Genomic DNA, 14,908 nt, shown 5'->3' with positions numbered 1-14,908 from the left:
CCTGATCCGTTCTTTACTCAAGAAAATCGCAGTGCTTCTCGACATGCGCGGCCAGACCCATGGTGTGCTCGCGCACCAGCCGTTCGGCGAGGTTGGCGTCGCGGTCCTCCAGCGCCTTGATGATGGCGCGGTGGTCGTGGATGGAGCGCTCGGCCCGATCCTCCTGGCCGATGGTCAGCTTGCGGATCGCCCGCATGTGGATGAACAGGTTGTCGGTGACGTCCTGGATCAGCTTCGATCCGCTCAGCTGGATGATGCTCTTGTGGAAGGCGATGTTGGCGTCGGAATATTCGCTGACATGGTCCTTCGGGCTGCGCTGCTCGAAGCTGCCGAACAGGTCCCACAGCTTGTGGATCTCGGCGGCCGGGGCATGTTCGGCGGCCATGCGGGCGGCCATGCTTTCCAGCGCGGCCCAGACCTGGATCATCTCGACGATCTCGGTCTTGGTCTTGCGGACGACGAAAATGCCGCGGCGCGGTTGCAGGCGGATGAAGCCCTCCTGCTCCAGCAGCGTCAGCGCCTCGCGGATCGGGGTGCGGCTGACGCCGAGCTTGTCGCTGAGCTGCCGCTCGTCCAGCCGGATCTCGCGGTCATGGTCGTAGATGTCCATCTCCGTGATCGCCTGCTTCAGCGCGTGATAGACCTGACTGCGGAAGGTGGTTCCGGTGTCGAGGGGCTGGACGTTGAGAGCGGGAAAGGTCATGGAGTGGATGTCCTCATGTCTCGCCGGACGTTGCGGCGCAGCCGGGCGGGTCCCCGGTTCGGGACCTTCGGCGTTTTCGTATCCTACATACCAGATGCATGCAAGCCGTTGAGATGTCCAGGGGGACAGGCGTGAATTGCGCCTACGGCCGGCCTCAGCGCGGCAGATCGTCCCCCTCCGGCGCCAGCGCCGCCAGCAGAGGCTTGAGCGCCTGCGCGTCGCGCATCGCCAGCCCCATCACTGCAACGCCCGCGGCCCCGGCCGCCCGGCATCCGGCCACCGCATCCGCCCGGTCGAGACCGCCCAGCCCGATCACCGGCATGCCGCAGCGCACTCCGAGATCCACCCATCGCCGCAGGCCCGCCTCGCCCAGACAGGGCCCGTAGCCCGGCTTGCTGGCGGAGGGGAAAACCGGCGAGACGGTCACGTAATCGGCCTGCCCGGCCGCCCGCGCCATCGCCTGCGCGCTGTCCGAGTCGTGGAGCGACAGCCCGATTAGCGCCCCGCCCCCCAGCAGCGCACGCGCCGCCGCCGGATCGCCGCCGGCCGGCAGATGCACCCCGTCCGCACCGGCCGCGGCGGCCAGCGCCGGGTCGCCATGCAGGGTGACGCGGGCTCCCCACGGACGGGCGCACGCAATCAATGCGCGAGCCAGATCCAGCCTTTCCCTATCGGGCAAGTCCTTGTCCCGCAAGGAAAGCCAACGCACGCCGCAGGCGAACAGACGCTCCGCCACCTGCGGCAGCGGCCGGTCGGCCAGCCTGCGGTCGGTGATCGCCAGCAGCGGCGGCTCAGGCAATGGTGTGGGGCGTGAAATGGGACCGCGTCCTTCGGTTGGGCCGTTCATCATCGCAGGGCCTGTCTCTTCCGGCCAGTCCCGGGACGGTCATTTTCCCATTCTGCGGAAATCCAGCGGATACAAATCGACAATCCGCATGTCTGTTGTCCGTCCGATAAATGGTTCGTATTGACATCATCCGTCAAACTGATGATCGTAGAGGCGGGCATGGGGCATTTGGCATGCCAGCAACCCCAAGTTGGTGGCAGAGAGCCTCAGCCCGTCGCCTTTTTTCCGGACCGGACATCAGAAGCCAACGATGCGGCCAAACGCGAGCCCAAGGTCCGGCAATCCGAACGAAACATGTCGCCGAACAGAACATGTCGGGTGCAATGGGGAGGAAGGACATGGTGCGTAACACGCACGGCAATACGGCCCAGGTCGCACCCTGGGGCGGGCGCTGGATGCAACTGGCCATCGGCATCGTCTGCATGTCGATGATCGCCAATCTGCAATATGGCTGGACACTGTTCGTCGAGCCGATCGACGACAAGCATGGCTGGGGCCGCACCGCGATCCAGGTGGCCTTCACCATCTTCATCGTCACCGAAACCTGGCTGGTGCCGGTCGAGGGCTGGTTCGTCGACAGGTTCGGTCCGCGCATCGTCGTGCTGGTGGGCGGCGCGCTGTGCGCCCTGTCCTGGGCCTTGAACGCGGTGGCGGATTCGCTGACCCTGCTCTATCTCGCCGCGGTGATCGGCGGCATCGGCGCCGGCGGCGTCTATGGCACCTGCGTCGGCAATGCGCTGAAATGGTTTCCCGACCGCCGCGGGCTGGCCGCCGGCCTGACCGCCGCCGGCTTCGGCGCCGGCTCCGCCCTCACCGTCGTGCCGATCGCCACCATGATCGAGACCTCCGGTTTCGAAAACACCTTCATGACCTTCGGTCTCGGCCAGGGGATGGTCATCCTGGTGCTGGCCTGGTTCATGGCCGACCCGCCGAAGCACGGCTATGGGCAGGCGCGCGGCGGCACCGCCCCGCAGCGCCGCCATTATACCCCGCAGGAGATGCTGCGGACGCCGGTCTTCTGGATCATGTACGGCATGTTCACCATGGTCGCCGCCGGCGGCCTGATGGTGACGGCCCAGCTCGGCCCCATCGCCACCGACATGGGGCTGATCGACGCCCCGGTCAGCATCCTGGGCCTGACTCTGCCGGCGCTGACCTTCGCGCTGTCCATCGACCGGGTGATGAACGGCATCACGCGGCCCTTCTTCGGCTGGGTGTCCGATCATATCGGGCGCGAGAACACCATGTTCATCGCCTTCACCATCGAGGCGGTGGGCGTGATGGCGCTCAGCGCATACGGCGCCGACCCGGTCGCCTTCGTCATCCTGACCGGTCTGGTGTTCTTCGCCTGGGGCGAGATCTTCAGCCTGTTCCCGGCCTGCTGCGGCGACACCTTCGGGTCGCGCTTCGCCGCCACCAACGCCGGGCTTCTCTACACCGCCAAGGGCGTCGCCGCGCTGCTGGTGCCCGTCGGCAACCTGATGGTCGAGGCGACCGGGAGCTGGCAGACCGTCTTCTACAGCGTCGCCATCGTCAACGCGCTGGCCGCCTTCCTCGCCCTGTTCGTCCTGAAGCCGCTGCGCGCCCGCTATGTCGCGGCGGCCACCAGCGCCGCCCCGCGCCTGACCACCCGGCTGGCCGACTGAGAACCAAGGCGTAGTTTCAAGAGCCGCCCGGTCCCGCGGAAATCCCCCCGGGCCGGGCGGCCTCTTTTTTGGAAGCGTGCTACCTGACCACCATCCGGTCGAGCAGGATTTCCCTCACCCGCACGCCGCGCAGTTCGCGGTCGAGGACCCCGGCAATCGTGCTCTTCATCAGCATCGCCCCGTCGGCTCCGGTCAGCTGCTGCGGGTCGAGCTGGCGCATGCGGTCGGACAGCCGGTCGGTGATGCGGGGGACATAGGGGTCGGCCACCTTGCCGTCCACCGACGGGTCGATCTCCAGCAGAACCTTGACGTCGACCATCCGGGCATCGTTGCCGCCCAGGCTGAAGGTCATCAGCGGCAGCGACGCGTATTTCTTGTCGGGTCCCAGCTGTGTCTGGGAGGCCGGGGCGCGGTTGCGGGTGGCGACATAAGCTGCGGTGCCCCCCAGCGCTGCCAGCACCAGCAGCAGGCCGGTCAGAAGGATTGGCATCAGGGAAACCGTTTCCCCCTGCTGGTTGCGACGAACGAGCCGCAAAGTGGCCTTTCCGCCCCCATCGCGGGGGCCATGAAACCATCGGGGATCCTGCCCGTCCGGGAATGCTAGGCGCACAACAAATGCCGGTCAAATGCCGATCATGCCGGCAACTGCCAATGTTGGGGCCCCAATGTTAGGGCCCCAATCTCTGGCCGGTCAGCCGGCGGGGATCACCGGCACATTGTCGATCAGCCGGGCCTTGCCCATCCAGGCGGCGGCCAGCAGGCGGGCCGGCCGGGTAACGGCGCTCACCGGCTCCAGCGTCTCGGCGTCGCGCAGCTCGACATAATCGATAGCGCCGAAGCCGGCCTCGGCGATGCGGCCGCGGATGCCGGTCAGCACGCCGTCGACCTCCGCCCCTGCCGCCAGCGCGGCGGCGGCGGCGGTCAGCGCCCGGTTCAGTTCGGGCGCGCGGGCACGCTCGTCGGCGCTGAGATAGGCGTTGCGCGAAGACATGGCGAGCCCGTCGGCCTCGCGCACCGTCGGCAGCCCTTCGACCCGGACGGGAATGTCGAGATCGTGGGTGAAGCGGCGGATCACCATCAGCTGCTGGTAATCCTTCTCGCCGAACACCGCCACGTCGGGCAGGGCCTGGAGGAACAGCTTGGTCACCACCAGCGCCACGCCGCCGAACATCTGCGGCCGGAAGGTCCCGCACAGCCCCTCCGCCGGACCGCCGACCGAAATGGCGGTGGCGAAGCCCTGCGGATACATGGCGGGCACGGTCGGCGCGTAGAGCGTGTGGCAGCCGGCCGAGGCCAGCTTGGCGGCATCGCCGCTTTCATCGCGCGGGTAGCGGTCGAAATCCTCGTGCGGGGCGAACTGGGTCGGGTTGACGAAGACGCTGGCGACCACCCGATCGGCCAGCTCGCGACCGCGCCGGATGAGGCCCAGATGGCCGTCATGCAGGGCGCCCATGGTCGGCACCAGTGCGACGGTCAGCCTCTCCCGGCGCCAGGCGGCGACCTGGGACCGCAGATCCTCGACCGTCTGCAGGATCGGCAGAGTGCCGGCGGACAGGGTGCCGATCGGATTGGAAGACGACGGGGCAGGGGTCGGTGTCATGGCGTCGGTCCTTGGCACAGCGAAACGGGCGCTGGATACCCCGACGGACCGTTCCTGTCCAGAAAAGCTTTCCGCAGGACAGACTATTGCCGAACTATCATGGTTCGGCACCCGCGGCGGAGAGGGCGACCTCCCTCTCCGCCGCGGTTTCGGATCGGCGCTTGGCCATCAACGCTTAAAGGTGATGCCGACCAGATAGGCCAGGTTCGCCCAGGCCAGCAGCGTCGCCAGCAGCGCGGTGAAGGACGGCACCAGGATCACCGAACCGATGATGACGGCCAGGACGGCGACCAGCAGGGCGAGAGACAGCAAAGCGATACGGGTATCGTCCATGTGAGTTGGCTTTCCGAAGCGGGTGACAGGAATGATGCCCTGTCTAGCCTATTGCAGCGCAAAAGGGGCTGATCTGCGTCAATCGACCGCGGGATCGCCCGTCACATAAGAATTTTTCGATGTTGGCCGTTCCGGTTCGCCCCTGCGTGCGCAATTCCCGTCGGGCGGGGTGGAAAGCAAAAAAGGCCCCGGACAATCGTCCGAAGCCTTTTTTAATGGTGGGCGCGACAGGGATTGAACCTGTGACCCTTCGCGTGTGAAGCGAATGCTCTCCCGCTGAGCTACGCGCCCGAACCGTGAAACTCTGTACCGAACTCTTTTGCGCCGCGACCGTCTTTCGTCGGCCCCGCCGCTGCGGTGGGCGGGTTTCTACGGCCTTCCCCACCGGGTGTCAAGCGTCAGATTCATCCCCATCTTAAAAAAGATTGCCCACCCGAAATGACGCCCCGAAAACGCCGCCCCCGAAAATGTCCCGACGACCGCAGGAGCTTTGGACCGTGCCCCAGCCCAGCCCCCGCCGCCTTCCCTGCCATCTCCCCCGCCATCTTCTCCACCCTGCCCGGACAGCCCTGATTGCGGCCGGCCTTTCCCTGCCCCTGCTTCCCCTGGCAACGGCCGTGGCGTCGGCGGAGCCGGTGAAGGCGACCTACCGGGTCTTCGTCGGCGGGGTGACCGCGCTGGATGTGACTGCGACGCTGGACGTGACCGGCGACCGCTACCGCATCGCCGTGTCGGCGGTGACCGGCGGCACCATCGGCCAGCTGTTCAGCTGGCGCACGGACTCCGAGAGCGACGGCCATGTCCGCGGCGACGACTTTCGGCCGGACAGCCACCGCCAGACCAGCCTGCTGCGCGGCGAACCGCGCAACGTCACGCTGACCTACGGACCGCAGGGCGACGTCTCCACCAGCGTCACGCCGCCGGCGGACAAGGACGACCGCGAGCCGGTGCCGCCGGACCTGCAGCGCGGCACGCTGGATCCGCTGACCGCCGTGCTCGACCTGCTGTTCGCGGTGGGGGCGAGCGAGGGCTGCGACCGGTCGCTGCCGGTGTTCGACGGCCGCCGCCGCTACGACATGGTATTCAGCGAGGTGGGGCGGCGGATCGTCGACCCGTCGCGCTACTCGATCTTCTCCGGTGTCGCCCAGCAATGCCGGGTGAACTACAAGCCGGTGGCCGGCTATGCCCGGTCATCGTCGGGCGGCCGCTTCTGGCAACGCAACAACCCTGCCGACCGGCCGCCGGTCAATCTGTGGCTGGCTCCGGTCGCCGCCGGCTCTCCACCGCTGCCCGTCCGGCTGGAGACGGACAGCGATTTCGGCAGCGTGGTGGTCCACCTGACCGGGGTCACGCCGCCAGCAGCAGACCGCCGGGCCGGAACCTCGCCGCAGACTGTGCGCTGACCGCGGCGGCCGGCCCGGCCGGCCCCGTTGTGGAGCGGGTGTCGAGGATCAGGTCGGACAGCGCGATGCCGGCCCGCCGCGCCGCGCCGCTCAGTGCCGCCGCCGACGGCCAGAGGAAACAGCCTTCCAGCTCGAGCATCCTGCCGTCCAGCAACGCCGCAAAGCCGCCCAGTTTGCCCATATGAACGATCCGAGCCATGTGAGAGGCCATGGTGGAGTTCCTTCCCATCGGCTGCTGCCGTGACGCTGGCCGGACGGCCGCGAAGCACGCCGCCGTCCGACCCGCACCCGGCAGGTTTTTGATTGATTGTCGTGCCTGCCGGCTGCGGCCAACGTCAGCAGCAGGACGGCGAAAGCCAGCGAACCGGCCGTCAGGGCATCGTCCTGCATCATGGCGCGTCCTCCCCCGGATCGGCGTCCCGTCGCCCGGCAGCGCCGGATCGACCATTGCCAGTCTAGGGGCTTTGCGGTTCCGGCACGCGGGTCCTGAGGGATACCCCTTCCGGTCAAAGGGATAGTATCGGCGTATGTATCCGACGGCATCGGGATATAGATCGCCCCTGTGTTGGTGAGCGGCACGGCCAGAACCTACCGACGGTTGAACCCATCACAGGTTAATGACAAAATTGAGACCGCGTGCAATGTCGCATCAGCCCACGAGTTACCGTTTCTGGAAATGTTCCGGACCACTCATGGCTGGAGGGCGTCGCACAGTGCCGGCAATCGAAGGGAACACTGTGGTTGTGTTGGAGCAGAACGCGATTCTGCGTCTTGGCATCGAAGCATTGCTGGAGTCCTGGGGATGCCAAGTCGTTTCCGGCGACAACCTGGATGACATCATTGCAGACACCAGGGCAGACAATCTCCGTCCGACGGTGTTGCTTCTTCCTCCGACGAACGGCCAGGAGACCGGCGACCAGCTGGCCAGCCGCTTCGAAGCCGAGATCGGCTATCCCCTGCCATGGATTGGCATCACGGGGGATTCCAGCCTTCTCCAGCGCCGGAAAGCCGGCGCGTTCAGCGGAATCCTGCTGGAGATGCCCTGCTCGCCCGAGACGCTCCGGGCTGCCCTGCTCAAGGCGCTGCGGCAGAAGCACGACTCTTCCGGCCACCCCACAGCCTGAAAACCACCTGCACCGGGCATCGCGATATCGGCCCTTGGTGCAGGGCCGGCCCCAGACAGGACCAACCCCAGACAGCCCGCCTGACCGCGCGCCCCGGCTCCGGTCAGGCTTCCGGCTGGGCCCTGCATGGCGCCCCCGGCCAGACGTCATCGGACCTCGCCGGCTGGACGGCGGGATGACTATGACGGCTCTGCGATCCAGGCTACTCAGAAAAAGACCGGTAGCCGGCTGTGGGTACCGTGACGCGCGGACCTAAAGGCCGAATTGACGCAGGGCAAGCGAAACGCTACTTCGGTGACAATACTGTTCAACTTCGCCCCCGAACGGCCCAGGGACAGAATAGGATTTGGCGGCGCCCTGATCTTGAAAATAAAAGATTAGCCGGAACCGAAAGGATAAATTTCCATGACCTGTGAAAGACGTCATCCTCTCTGCCGGCAGAATTCGGCCGTCCTGCCCTGGAGATTGCGGCCGGCATCGGATACATGTCACTGAAAGATCCCGAGCCCCCTCATGCCGGGCAGACCGGCGGGACCGGGTGACCGCAGCCATCGCCAAGCGGCAAGACGGCAGACGGAAACCACAAGAAATTGAGCGGGCAACCTGTTGGAAACATTCATTTATTGCAGATTGAAACAAAAGTTGACTTGGGCTTCCATGCTGTGCTGTGGCACACCATTCTCGGAAATGCGGATGGTGCGGCGCCCACTCCCGGAGAAGCGCCGTCCTCTCCAGCAGTGATGTCTTAACCTTTACCGGCTCAAGTACGTCGCCTTCATCGACCGGCTTTCCCTTCCACTTCAAGGCTCGACCAGGAACATCACCATGGCCCATCGTCCGCTCGCCTGCGTGATCCTCGCCGCCGGCAAGGGCACGCGCATGAAATCCGATCTGCCCAAGGTGCTGCACCGGGTTGCCGGCCGGCCGATGGTCGGGCATGTGCTGGCCGCGGTGAAGACGCTCGACCCCGACCATGTCGTGGTCGTGGTCGGCCCCGGCATGGACAGCGTGGCCGCCGCCGTCGCCCCCTACCCCACCGCGGTCCAGCACGAGCAGCGCGGCACCGCCGACGCCGTGCGCGCCGCCTTCGGCCTGCTGGAGGGCTTCACCGGCGACGTCATCGTGCTGTACGGCGACACGCCGCTGGTCACGCCGGACACGCTGCGCGCGCTGGTGCAGGCGCGCCGGCAGGCGGCCGACCCGGCCGTGGTGGTGCTGGGCATGCGCCCCGACGATCCCGGCGCCTATGGCCGCCTGATCCTGAACGCCCGCGACGGGCTGGAGAAGATCGTCGAGTATCTCGACGCCAGCGAGGAGGAGCGCGCGGTCACCCTGTGCAATGCCGGCCTGATGGCGTTCGACGGCGCGCGCATGTTCGACCTGATCGGCAGCGTCGGCAACGAAAACGCCAAGTCCGAATATTACCTGACCGACGTGGTCCAGATCGCGCGCCGCGCCGGCATGGCCTGCGCCGTGGTGGAGGCCGCTCCGGCCGAGGTGGTCGGCGTCAATTCCCGCGCCGAACTGGCGGAGGTGGAGAAGCTGCTGCAACGCCGCCTGCGCAAGGCTGCGATGGACAACGGCGCCACGCTGATCGATCCCGACAGCACTTTCCTCAGCGTCGACACCCGGCTCGGCCGCGACGTGGTGGTCGGCCCCGGCTGCTTCTTCGGCGCCGGCGTGACGGTCGGCGACCGGGTGGAGATCAAGCCCTACTGCCATCTGGAGGGCGTGCGCATCGACAGCGGCGCCGTCATCGGCCCCTATGCCCGGCTGCGGCCAGGGGCCGAGATCGGCCCGGACGCCCACATCGGCAATTTCGTCGAGGTGAAGAACGCGGTGATCGAGGCCGGGGCCAAGGCCAACCACCTGACCTACATCGGCGACGCGCGGGTCGGGGCCAAGGCCAACATCGGCGCCGGCACCATCACCTGCAATTACGACGGCTTCTCCAAGAGCCGGACGGAGATCGGCGCCGGGGCCTTCATCGGTTCGAACAGCGCGCTGGTCGCCCCGGTCGTCATCGGCGACGGCGCCATCGTCGGCGCCGGCAGCGTGGTGACGATGGCGGTGGAGGCGGACGCGCTGGTGGTCGCCCGCGGCAACCAGAAGGCGTACGCCGGCTGGGCAAAGCGTTTCCGCGAACGGAAGCAAAACGAGAAAGCAAAAAAGGCGTAGGATCGGTCCGGGATCCGTTTCTCTCCGGCTCGTCAGCCGGTACCTTTTTTCAGGAGCATCAGGTCCATGTGCGGCATCATCGGCATCAACGGCATCCACGACGCGTCCCCCCGGTTGGTGGAGGGCCTGCGCCGGCTCGAATACCGCGGCTATGACAGCGCGGGCGTCGCCACCCTGGTGAACGGCCATATCGAGCGCCGCCGCGCCGAGGGCAAGCTGGCCAACCTGGACATGAAGCTGCGCGACCAGCCGCTGTCCGGGACGGTCGGCATCGGCCACACCCGCTGGGCCACCCATGGCGGTCCGACGGAGAACAACGCCCACCCGCACGCCACCAAGCGTGTCGCCGTCGTCCACAACGGCATCATCGAGAATTACCAGGAGCTGAAGGACGAGCTGACCGGCCACGGCTACGTCTTCGAAAGCGCCACCGACACCGAGGTGATCGTCCATCTCGTCACCTACTACCTGGACCAGCAGGGCATGACCCCGGTCCAGGCGTCGGCCGCCGCCTTCAAGCGCTTCACCGGTGCCTTCTCCCTGGTGCTGATCTTCGCTGGCGAGCATGAGCTGATGATCGGCGCCCGCCACGGCACGCCGCTGGCCGTCGGCTATGGCGACGGCGAGATGTATCTGGCGTCGGACGCCTTCGCGCTGGCGCCGCTGACCAACCGCATCTGCTATCTGGAGGACGGCGACTGGGTCGAGGTCAGCCGCACCGCCGCCATCGTCCACGATGCCGGCGACGCGGTGGTGGAGCGTCCGGTGAAGACCACGGCGGTGTCCGGCGCCCTGATCGGCAAGGATGGCTACCGCCACTACATGCTCAAGGAAATCTACGAGCAGCCGCAGGTCATCGGCGACACGCTGAACGCCTACATCAACCCGGAGACCGGCACCTTCACCCTGCCGGACTTCCCCTTCGATCTGGCCGGCGCGTCGAAGCTGACCATCGTCGCCTGCGGCACCGCCTATTACGCCGGCTTCGTCGCCAAATACTGGTTCGAGACGCTGGCCCGCATCCCGGTCGAGGTCGACATCGCCTCGGAGTTCCGCTACCGCGAGGCGCCGCTGCCGCCGGGCGGTATCGCCCTGTTCATCTCGCAGTCGGGCGAGACGCTGGATACGCTGGAAGCTCTGCGTTACTGCAAGCGCCAGGGCCAGAAGATCCTGTCGATCGTCAACGCCCCGGAAAGCACCATCGCCCGGGAATCCGACGCGGTGCTCTACACCATGGCGGGGCCGGAGATCGGCGTCGCCTCGACCAAGGCCTTCACCACCCAGCTGACCACGCTGGCCTGCCTTGCCGTCACCGTCGGCCGCGCCCGCGGCGCCATCGACCAGGAGCGGATGCAGCAGATCGCCCACGCGCTCCGCGAAGTGCCGGCCCGCGCCGCCGACGTGCTGGCCCATGACGAGCGGCTGAAGGAGCTGGCGCAGGAGGTGTCGGAGGCCCGCGACGTGCTGTATCTCGGCCGCGGCGCCATGTATCCGCTGGCCCTGGAAGGTGCGTTGAAGCTGAAGGAGATCAGCTACATCCACGCCGAGGGCTATGCCGCCGGCGAGCTGAAGCACGGCCCCATCGCGCTGATCGACGACAATGTCCCGGTGATCGTGCTGGTGCCGTCCGACGCCCTGTTCGAAAAGGTGGTGTCGAACGTGCAGGAGGTCTGCGCACGGTCGGGCAAGGTGCTGCTGCTGGCCGACCGGAAGGGCATCGACAAGCTGAAGGACAAGGTCCGCTGGTCGGTCGAGCTGCCCGCCTGCGACCCGCTGGTCGCCCCGCTGCTCTACGCCATCCCGGTGCAGCTGCTGGCCTATCACACGGCCGTGCTGAAGGGCACCGACGTGGACCAGCCGCGCAATCTGGCGAAGAGCGTGACGGTGGAGTAAGCGGGGCATTCTCCGTGTGTTCGCAGAGAATAAAGTTTCATACTGATCGATGAGTAGCTGTCTGATTTTCCGTATGTGCTATGAGAGATCAAAAAACAAAGTATCATACTGATTGGTGGTGTCAGGTTGCGACACCTCCTTGGCGGTAAAAACCTTCAGCTGCGCCGCGATTTTGGTTTTGGTCAGGGAGCAGGGATCGGGAGGTCGATAGGATGGATTGGTCAGCTCTGGTCTTGCTTTCAGGCGCTCGCTCACGACCTCGTCGGGGGATCGGCCATCCAAGACCCGTTGGCGGCGAGCGTTGTAGGCGAGGTTGTAGCCTTTCAGTAGGCACTCCAAGGTCTGATGGGTGCCGATACACATCACCAGCACCTCCCGCCCGATGCGGCCGTTGAAGCGCTCGACCATGCCGTTGGTCTTGGGGGTGTAGGGCTTGGTCTTCCGGTGCTCGATGGCAAGTGCACGACAGGCCGCCTCAAACACGTCGGCGGTGAAGCAACTGCCGCGATCGGTCAGGACGTGGGTGATCGTGAAGGGAAAGGTTGCGACTGCCTCCTTCAGAAAGGCAGTGGCGCAGGCCTCGGTCTCTTCGTCCTTGACCGCTAGGTGAACCCGCCGTGAGGCGCGGTCGATGGCGACGTAAAGGTAGCGTTTGCGCGGCACGCCGCCGATGACCTGCAACTTGGGCAAATGCTTGATATCGATGTGGAGGAAGCCGAGGTCATACTCTTTGAACTTCTTCACCTCTTTCACCGGTTTGGTCGATGGAGGCGGTGGCAGTCGGCCCAGCCCTTCAGCCTTGAGAATGCGGTAGATGGCGTCGCGGTTCAGATGCGGAAGGAAGTGGCGCAGGGTGAAGGTGAGATCGTCCAACGCAAAGCCGGTCATCCGGCGCAGCTCGCAGACGATGGCGCGTTCCTCCTCGGAAGCCCGCCACCGCAGATGCTTCGGGCGGGCGGAATGATCCTGGCAATCCTCCACGCCGGCGCCATTTCCGGATGGTTTCGGTGCTAACGCCGTAGCATTTGGGCAGCACGCCCGAGGGCTCGGTGGATGAGGCGATGGTGGCGCGCACGGCCGGGGTGGTGCGGGCGTTGGGATGGATCTGGTACATGACGGCTCTCCATGGCCGGGAAGAAACCCGCCGTCGTTGCCATGGCAGAGGTTACCAGTCGCCGCCCCGCCGGCCCTGGCGGGCCACCGCCTTACGGCGGCTCACGGGGTTGACAGCGGGAGGGACGCCGGGTCGGCGTTGCTCATCATGGCGTCGACGGACAGGTCTGCGCCGAGTTCCGGCGCGCCCACACACGACGTCATAAGGCGTCGCTCGAACCACGCGCCGTATTCCCAGACAACCCAACAGCTCACGTCCCAACAACGTTTCGCAACCAAACAACTAGCGGCAACGACGGGAACGATCTGCTTGCCGGCGGCGCCGGTGCCGACACGCTGGATGGTGATGCTGGTGGCGATACCGCCGACTACCGCAGCTCGGCCGCCGCGGTGTCGGTCAACCTTGCCACCGGCGCAGCGGTCGGTGGCGACGCCGCTGGCGATGTCCTGATCTACATCGAGCATGTGGTCGACTCTGCTTACAATGACACACATCGCGGCAACCGTCGCCTACTGGTTATGAATCCGGATCGTAGCTATATGACAGACACAGGTTTGCTGACTGATTGTTGACAATGCCGCCCTAGCATTACAGTTGCGCTTTTCTACGATGGGCTTGGCAGGCGAGTGCTTGATGGCATCGCCTCCAAGTTGACCATGCGATGACGTCGGCGGGCTCGATCCGCCGTTGGGTCAGGCGGTCGGCAACACGACGGATCTCCTGCATCGACCAACGGACCATGGGCGAGGAACTTTCCTCATCGTTTTTGGGGGCGTGGCAAGGGTATCGGCCTTGTGCCGGACCACGGCCAGCAGGGCGAAGGCGAGCATGACCAGCGAGACGTGTCGGTGCCAGCCGTGCCAACTCCGCGTCTCGTTGTGATCCAATCCCAGCTCGGTCTTCGCCGTCTCGAAGGCGTCCTCGATCGACCAGCGTTGCCCCTCGACGCGGACCAATGTGTCTACCGACGTACCGTGCCGGCACCAGGTTGTGAAGAAGGCCAGTTCCCCATCAACGGGGCGTCGCCGTACCAGCAGCCCGCGCGTCCAGAGCCCCAGACCGGGCGGCGCTCCAACCATCTCAGGATCGAAATCGGCCAGTTCCAGGTAGGCCCAGTCATAGTGCCGCGGCCCCTTGGTGCCATCGCCCGCCGACAAGCGAATCCACTTCTCCGCTGGCAGGTCCCTGGCGATCTTCTCGGCGGTGCCAGACACCGACAAAATCGGGCTCCAGGAATTGAAATGGTGACTGCCGGTCACGCCGAGCACGTAGCCTTTGCCGGCACGGCGCAACACCATCTCCAGTTCACCGACGCCATAGACGCTGTCGGCTGCCACCCAAGCGAAAGGCACCTCCGCGTCAATCGCCCGGCGCACCATCGCGGCGGCTATGGCCGGCTTGGTGGCGAAGCGCACGTCCTCGGGCACGTGGGGTTTGGCGAGGCGGTCTTGGTTGCCCGTCCAGTCCTTGGGCAGGTAGAGCCGTCGGTCGATGAAGGCGTGGCCCTTGGACGAGGTGTAGACGGCGAAGACGCCGATCTGGCAGTTGGTGATCTTTCCCGCCGAGCCGGTGTACTGGCGCCCGACGCCGCAGGAGGCTCTACCCTGCTTGAGGAAGCCGGTTTCGTCGATGACGAGCGTGGCATCGGGCTCTGCCAAGGCATCGAGCGCGTAGTCACGGACCACGTCGCGCAGCGCGTCGGCATTCCAGGAGGTACGGCCGAGTACCGCCTGCTGACGCCAGGGACCCGTATCACCTGCAGCTTCGGCGCGCATCCACCCGGTCTTGCGCCGCTCCGGCCCGAGCAGCCCGTCCAGGAACGCGCCGGCTGAGGCCGCCGTGCCGGACTGCAAGAACAGCGGCCGGAGCCGGGCCTTGGCTCCATGCAGCTCCTCTGACCATAGCCCCAGCAGGTCTTCGACCGCGACACCGGACATGGCGACCTCCCAAACTCTGCTCAACAGGCAGGAGGCCAATCCATCGCAACTGTAATGCTAAGGCGTCCAAACATGCGCTCGATGACGTTGCGGTTCCGGTAGAGGTAGGGGGTGGGTCCACAGGCTTGAT

13 protein-coding genes, 1 tRNA gene and 1 pseudogene are annotated in these 14,908 nt (G+C 66.1%); 6 read left to right on the top strand and 9 right to left on the bottom strand.

The features are described 5' to 3' along the window. Positions 1-13: 13 nt before the first annotated feature. Both VH569_RS20470 and VH569_RS20465 read right to left on the bottom strand, forming a co-directional pair. The gene (locus tag VH569_RS20470; RefSeq protein WP_174475202.1) at positions 14-703 is read right to left on the bottom strand and encodes a GntR family transcriptional regulator; all 690 of its coding nucleotides are present in this window, start codon (positions 701-703) and stop codon (positions 14-16) included. Positions 704-857: 154 nt separating this feature from the next. Next, a complete protein-coding gene (locus VH569_RS20465; protein ID WP_423317429.1) occupies positions 858-1,502 on the bottom strand; it encodes a thiamine phosphate synthase in 645 nt (214 codons plus the stop codon). Between the two features lie 386 nt (positions 1,503-1,888). On the opposite strand from VH569_RS20465, the gene oxlT reads away from it, so the two are divergent. Continuing rightward, on the top strand, positions 1,889-3,196 hold the full coding sequence (oxlT, locus tag VH569_RS20460) for an oxalate/formate MFS antiporter (RefSeq protein WP_423317427.1): 1,308 nt from the start codon (positions 1,889-1,891) through the stop codon (positions 3,194-3,196). Positions 3,197-3,275: 79 nt separating this feature from the next. On the opposite strand, the gene VH569_RS20455 is transcribed toward oxlT, so the two are convergent. The 4 genes from VH569_RS20455 to VH569_RS20440 all read right to left on the bottom strand — a co-directional run bounded on the left by VH569_RS20455 (position 3,276) and on the right by VH569_RS20440 (position 5,420). Beyond that, positions 3,276-3,686, bottom strand: coding sequence for a flagellar basal body-associated FliL family protein (locus tag VH569_RS20455; RefSeq protein WP_423317425.1), 411 nt, complete (start codon positions 3,684-3,686; stop codon positions 3,276-3,278). Positions 3,687-3,887: 201 nt separating this feature from the next. Next, complete coding sequence (gene panC, locus VH569_RS20450) at positions 3,888-4,796, bottom strand: pantoate--beta-alanine ligase (RefSeq protein ID WP_423317423.1); 909 nt, start codon at positions 4,794-4,796, stop codon at positions 3,888-3,890. Positions 4,797-4,964: 168 nt separating this feature from the next. Then, positions 4,965-5,129 carry a sugar tyrosine-protein kinase gene (locus VH569_RS20445; RefSeq protein WP_098737443.1) on the bottom strand — a complete coding sequence of 55 codons (165 nt, stop codon included), beginning with the start codon at positions 5,127-5,129 and terminating at the stop codon, positions 4,965-4,967. A gap of 216 nt (positions 5,130-5,345) precedes the next feature. Beyond that, a tRNA-Val gene (locus VH569_RS20440) sits at positions 5,346-5,420 on the bottom strand. 206 nt (positions 5,421-5,626) lie between these two features. On the opposite strand from VH569_RS20440, the gene VH569_RS20435 reads away from it, so the two are divergent. Beyond that, positions 5,627-6,532, top strand: coding sequence for a DUF3108 domain-containing protein (locus VH569_RS20435; RefSeq protein ID WP_423317421.1), 906 nt, complete (start codon positions 5,627-5,629; stop codon positions 6,530-6,532). On the opposite strand, the gene VH569_RS20430 is transcribed toward VH569_RS20435, so the two are convergent. Beyond that, positions 6,477-6,743 carry a hypothetical protein gene (locus VH569_RS20430; RefSeq protein ID WP_423317419.1) on the bottom strand — a complete coding sequence of 89 codons (267 nt, stop codon included), beginning with the start codon at positions 6,741-6,743 and terminating at the stop codon, positions 6,477-6,479. The genes VH569_RS20435 and VH569_RS20430 overlap by 56 nt on opposite strands. A gap of 532 nt (positions 6,744-7,275) precedes the next feature. Here VH569_RS20430 and VH569_RS20425 point away from each other — a divergent pair. From VH569_RS20425 to glmS, 3 genes are all read left to right on the top strand, one after another. Next, complete coding sequence (locus VH569_RS20425; RefSeq protein WP_423317417.1) at positions 7,276-7,656, top strand: hypothetical protein; 381 nt, start codon at positions 7,276-7,278, stop codon at positions 7,654-7,656. An 825-nt stretch (positions 7,657-8,481) separates the two neighbouring features. Next, positions 8,482-9,834 carry a bifunctional UDP-N-acetylglucosamine diphosphorylase/glucosamine-1-phosphate N-acetyltransferase GlmU gene (glmU, locus tag VH569_RS20420; protein WP_423317415.1) on the top strand — a complete coding sequence of 451 codons (1,353 nt, stop codon included), beginning with the start codon at positions 8,482-8,484 and terminating at the stop codon, positions 9,832-9,834. 66 nt (positions 9,835-9,900) lie between these two features. After that, the gene (gene glmS / locus VH569_RS20415) at positions 9,901-11,727 is read left to right on the top strand and encodes a glutamine--fructose-6-phosphate transaminase (isomerizing) (RefSeq protein ID WP_109046906.1); all 1,827 of its coding nucleotides are present in this window, start codon (positions 9,901-9,903) and stop codon (positions 11,725-11,727) included. A gap of 78 nt (positions 11,728-11,805) precedes the next feature. Here the strand turns inward: glmS and VH569_RS20410 are convergent. Continuing rightward, positions 11,806-12,841 (bottom strand): annotated as a pseudogene (locus VH569_RS20410) (DDE-type integrase/transposase/recombinase). A gap of 305 nt (positions 12,842-13,146) precedes the next feature. Here VH569_RS20410 and VH569_RS20405 point away from each other — a divergent pair. After that, entirely contained in the window at positions 13,147-13,413 is a 267-nt protein-coding gene (locus tag VH569_RS20405) for a hypothetical protein (RefSeq protein ID WP_423317453.1), read from the top strand. 120 nt (positions 13,414-13,533) lie between these two features. Here the strand turns inward: VH569_RS20405 and VH569_RS20400 are convergent, their stop codons facing one another. After that, positions 13,534-14,778, bottom strand: a complete 1,245-nt coding sequence (locus tag VH569_RS20400) for an IS701 family transposase (protein WP_423317413.1) — start codon at positions 14,776-14,778, stop codon at positions 13,534-13,536. Positions 14,779-14,908 lie beyond the last annotated feature (130 nt).

This window comes from Azospirillum sp. 11R-A (genome assembly GCF_049472615.1).
Taxonomy (GTDB): domain Bacteria; phylum Pseudomonadota; class Alphaproteobacteria; order Azospirillales; family Azospirillaceae; genus Azospirillum; species Azospirillum palustre.
This window is presented reverse-complemented; position numbering and strand designations above follow the sequence as displayed.

Excerpts from the sequence above, each read along its gene's own strand:
- VH569_RS20470 (WP_174475202.1), bottom strand. The coding sequence starts at position 703 with ATGACCTTTCCCGCTCTCAACGTCCAGCCCCTCGACACCGGAACCACC.
- oxlT (WP_423317427.1), top strand. The coding sequence starts at position 1,889 with ATGGTGCGTAACACGCACGGCAATACGGCCCAGGTCGCACCCTGGGGC.
- VH569_RS20455 (WP_423317425.1), bottom strand. The coding sequence starts at position 3,686 with ATGCCAATCCTTCTGACCGGCCTGCTGCTGGTGCTGGCAGCGCTGGGG.
- panC (WP_423317423.1), bottom strand. The coding sequence starts at position 4,796 with ATGACACCGACCCCTGCCCCGTCGTCTTCCAATCCGATCGGCACCCTG.
- VH569_RS20445 (WP_098737443.1), bottom strand. The coding sequence starts at position 5,129 with ATGGACGATACCCGTATCGCTTTGCTGTCTCTCGCCCTGCTGGTCGCC.
- VH569_RS20430 (WP_423317419.1), bottom strand. The coding sequence starts at position 6,743 with ATGGCCTCTCACATGGCTCGGATCGTTCATATGGGCAAACTGGGCGGC.
- glmU (WP_423317415.1), top strand. The coding sequence starts at position 8,482 with ATGGCCCATCGTCCGCTCGCCTGCGTGATCCTCGCCGCCGGCAAGGGC.
- glmS (WP_109046906.1), top strand. The coding sequence starts at position 9,901 with ATGTGCGGCATCATCGGCATCAACGGCATCCACGACGCGTCCCCCCGG.
- VH569_RS20400 (WP_423317413.1), bottom strand. The coding sequence starts at position 14,778 with ATGTCCGGTGTCGCGGTCGAAGACCTGCTGGGGCTATGGTCAGAGGAG.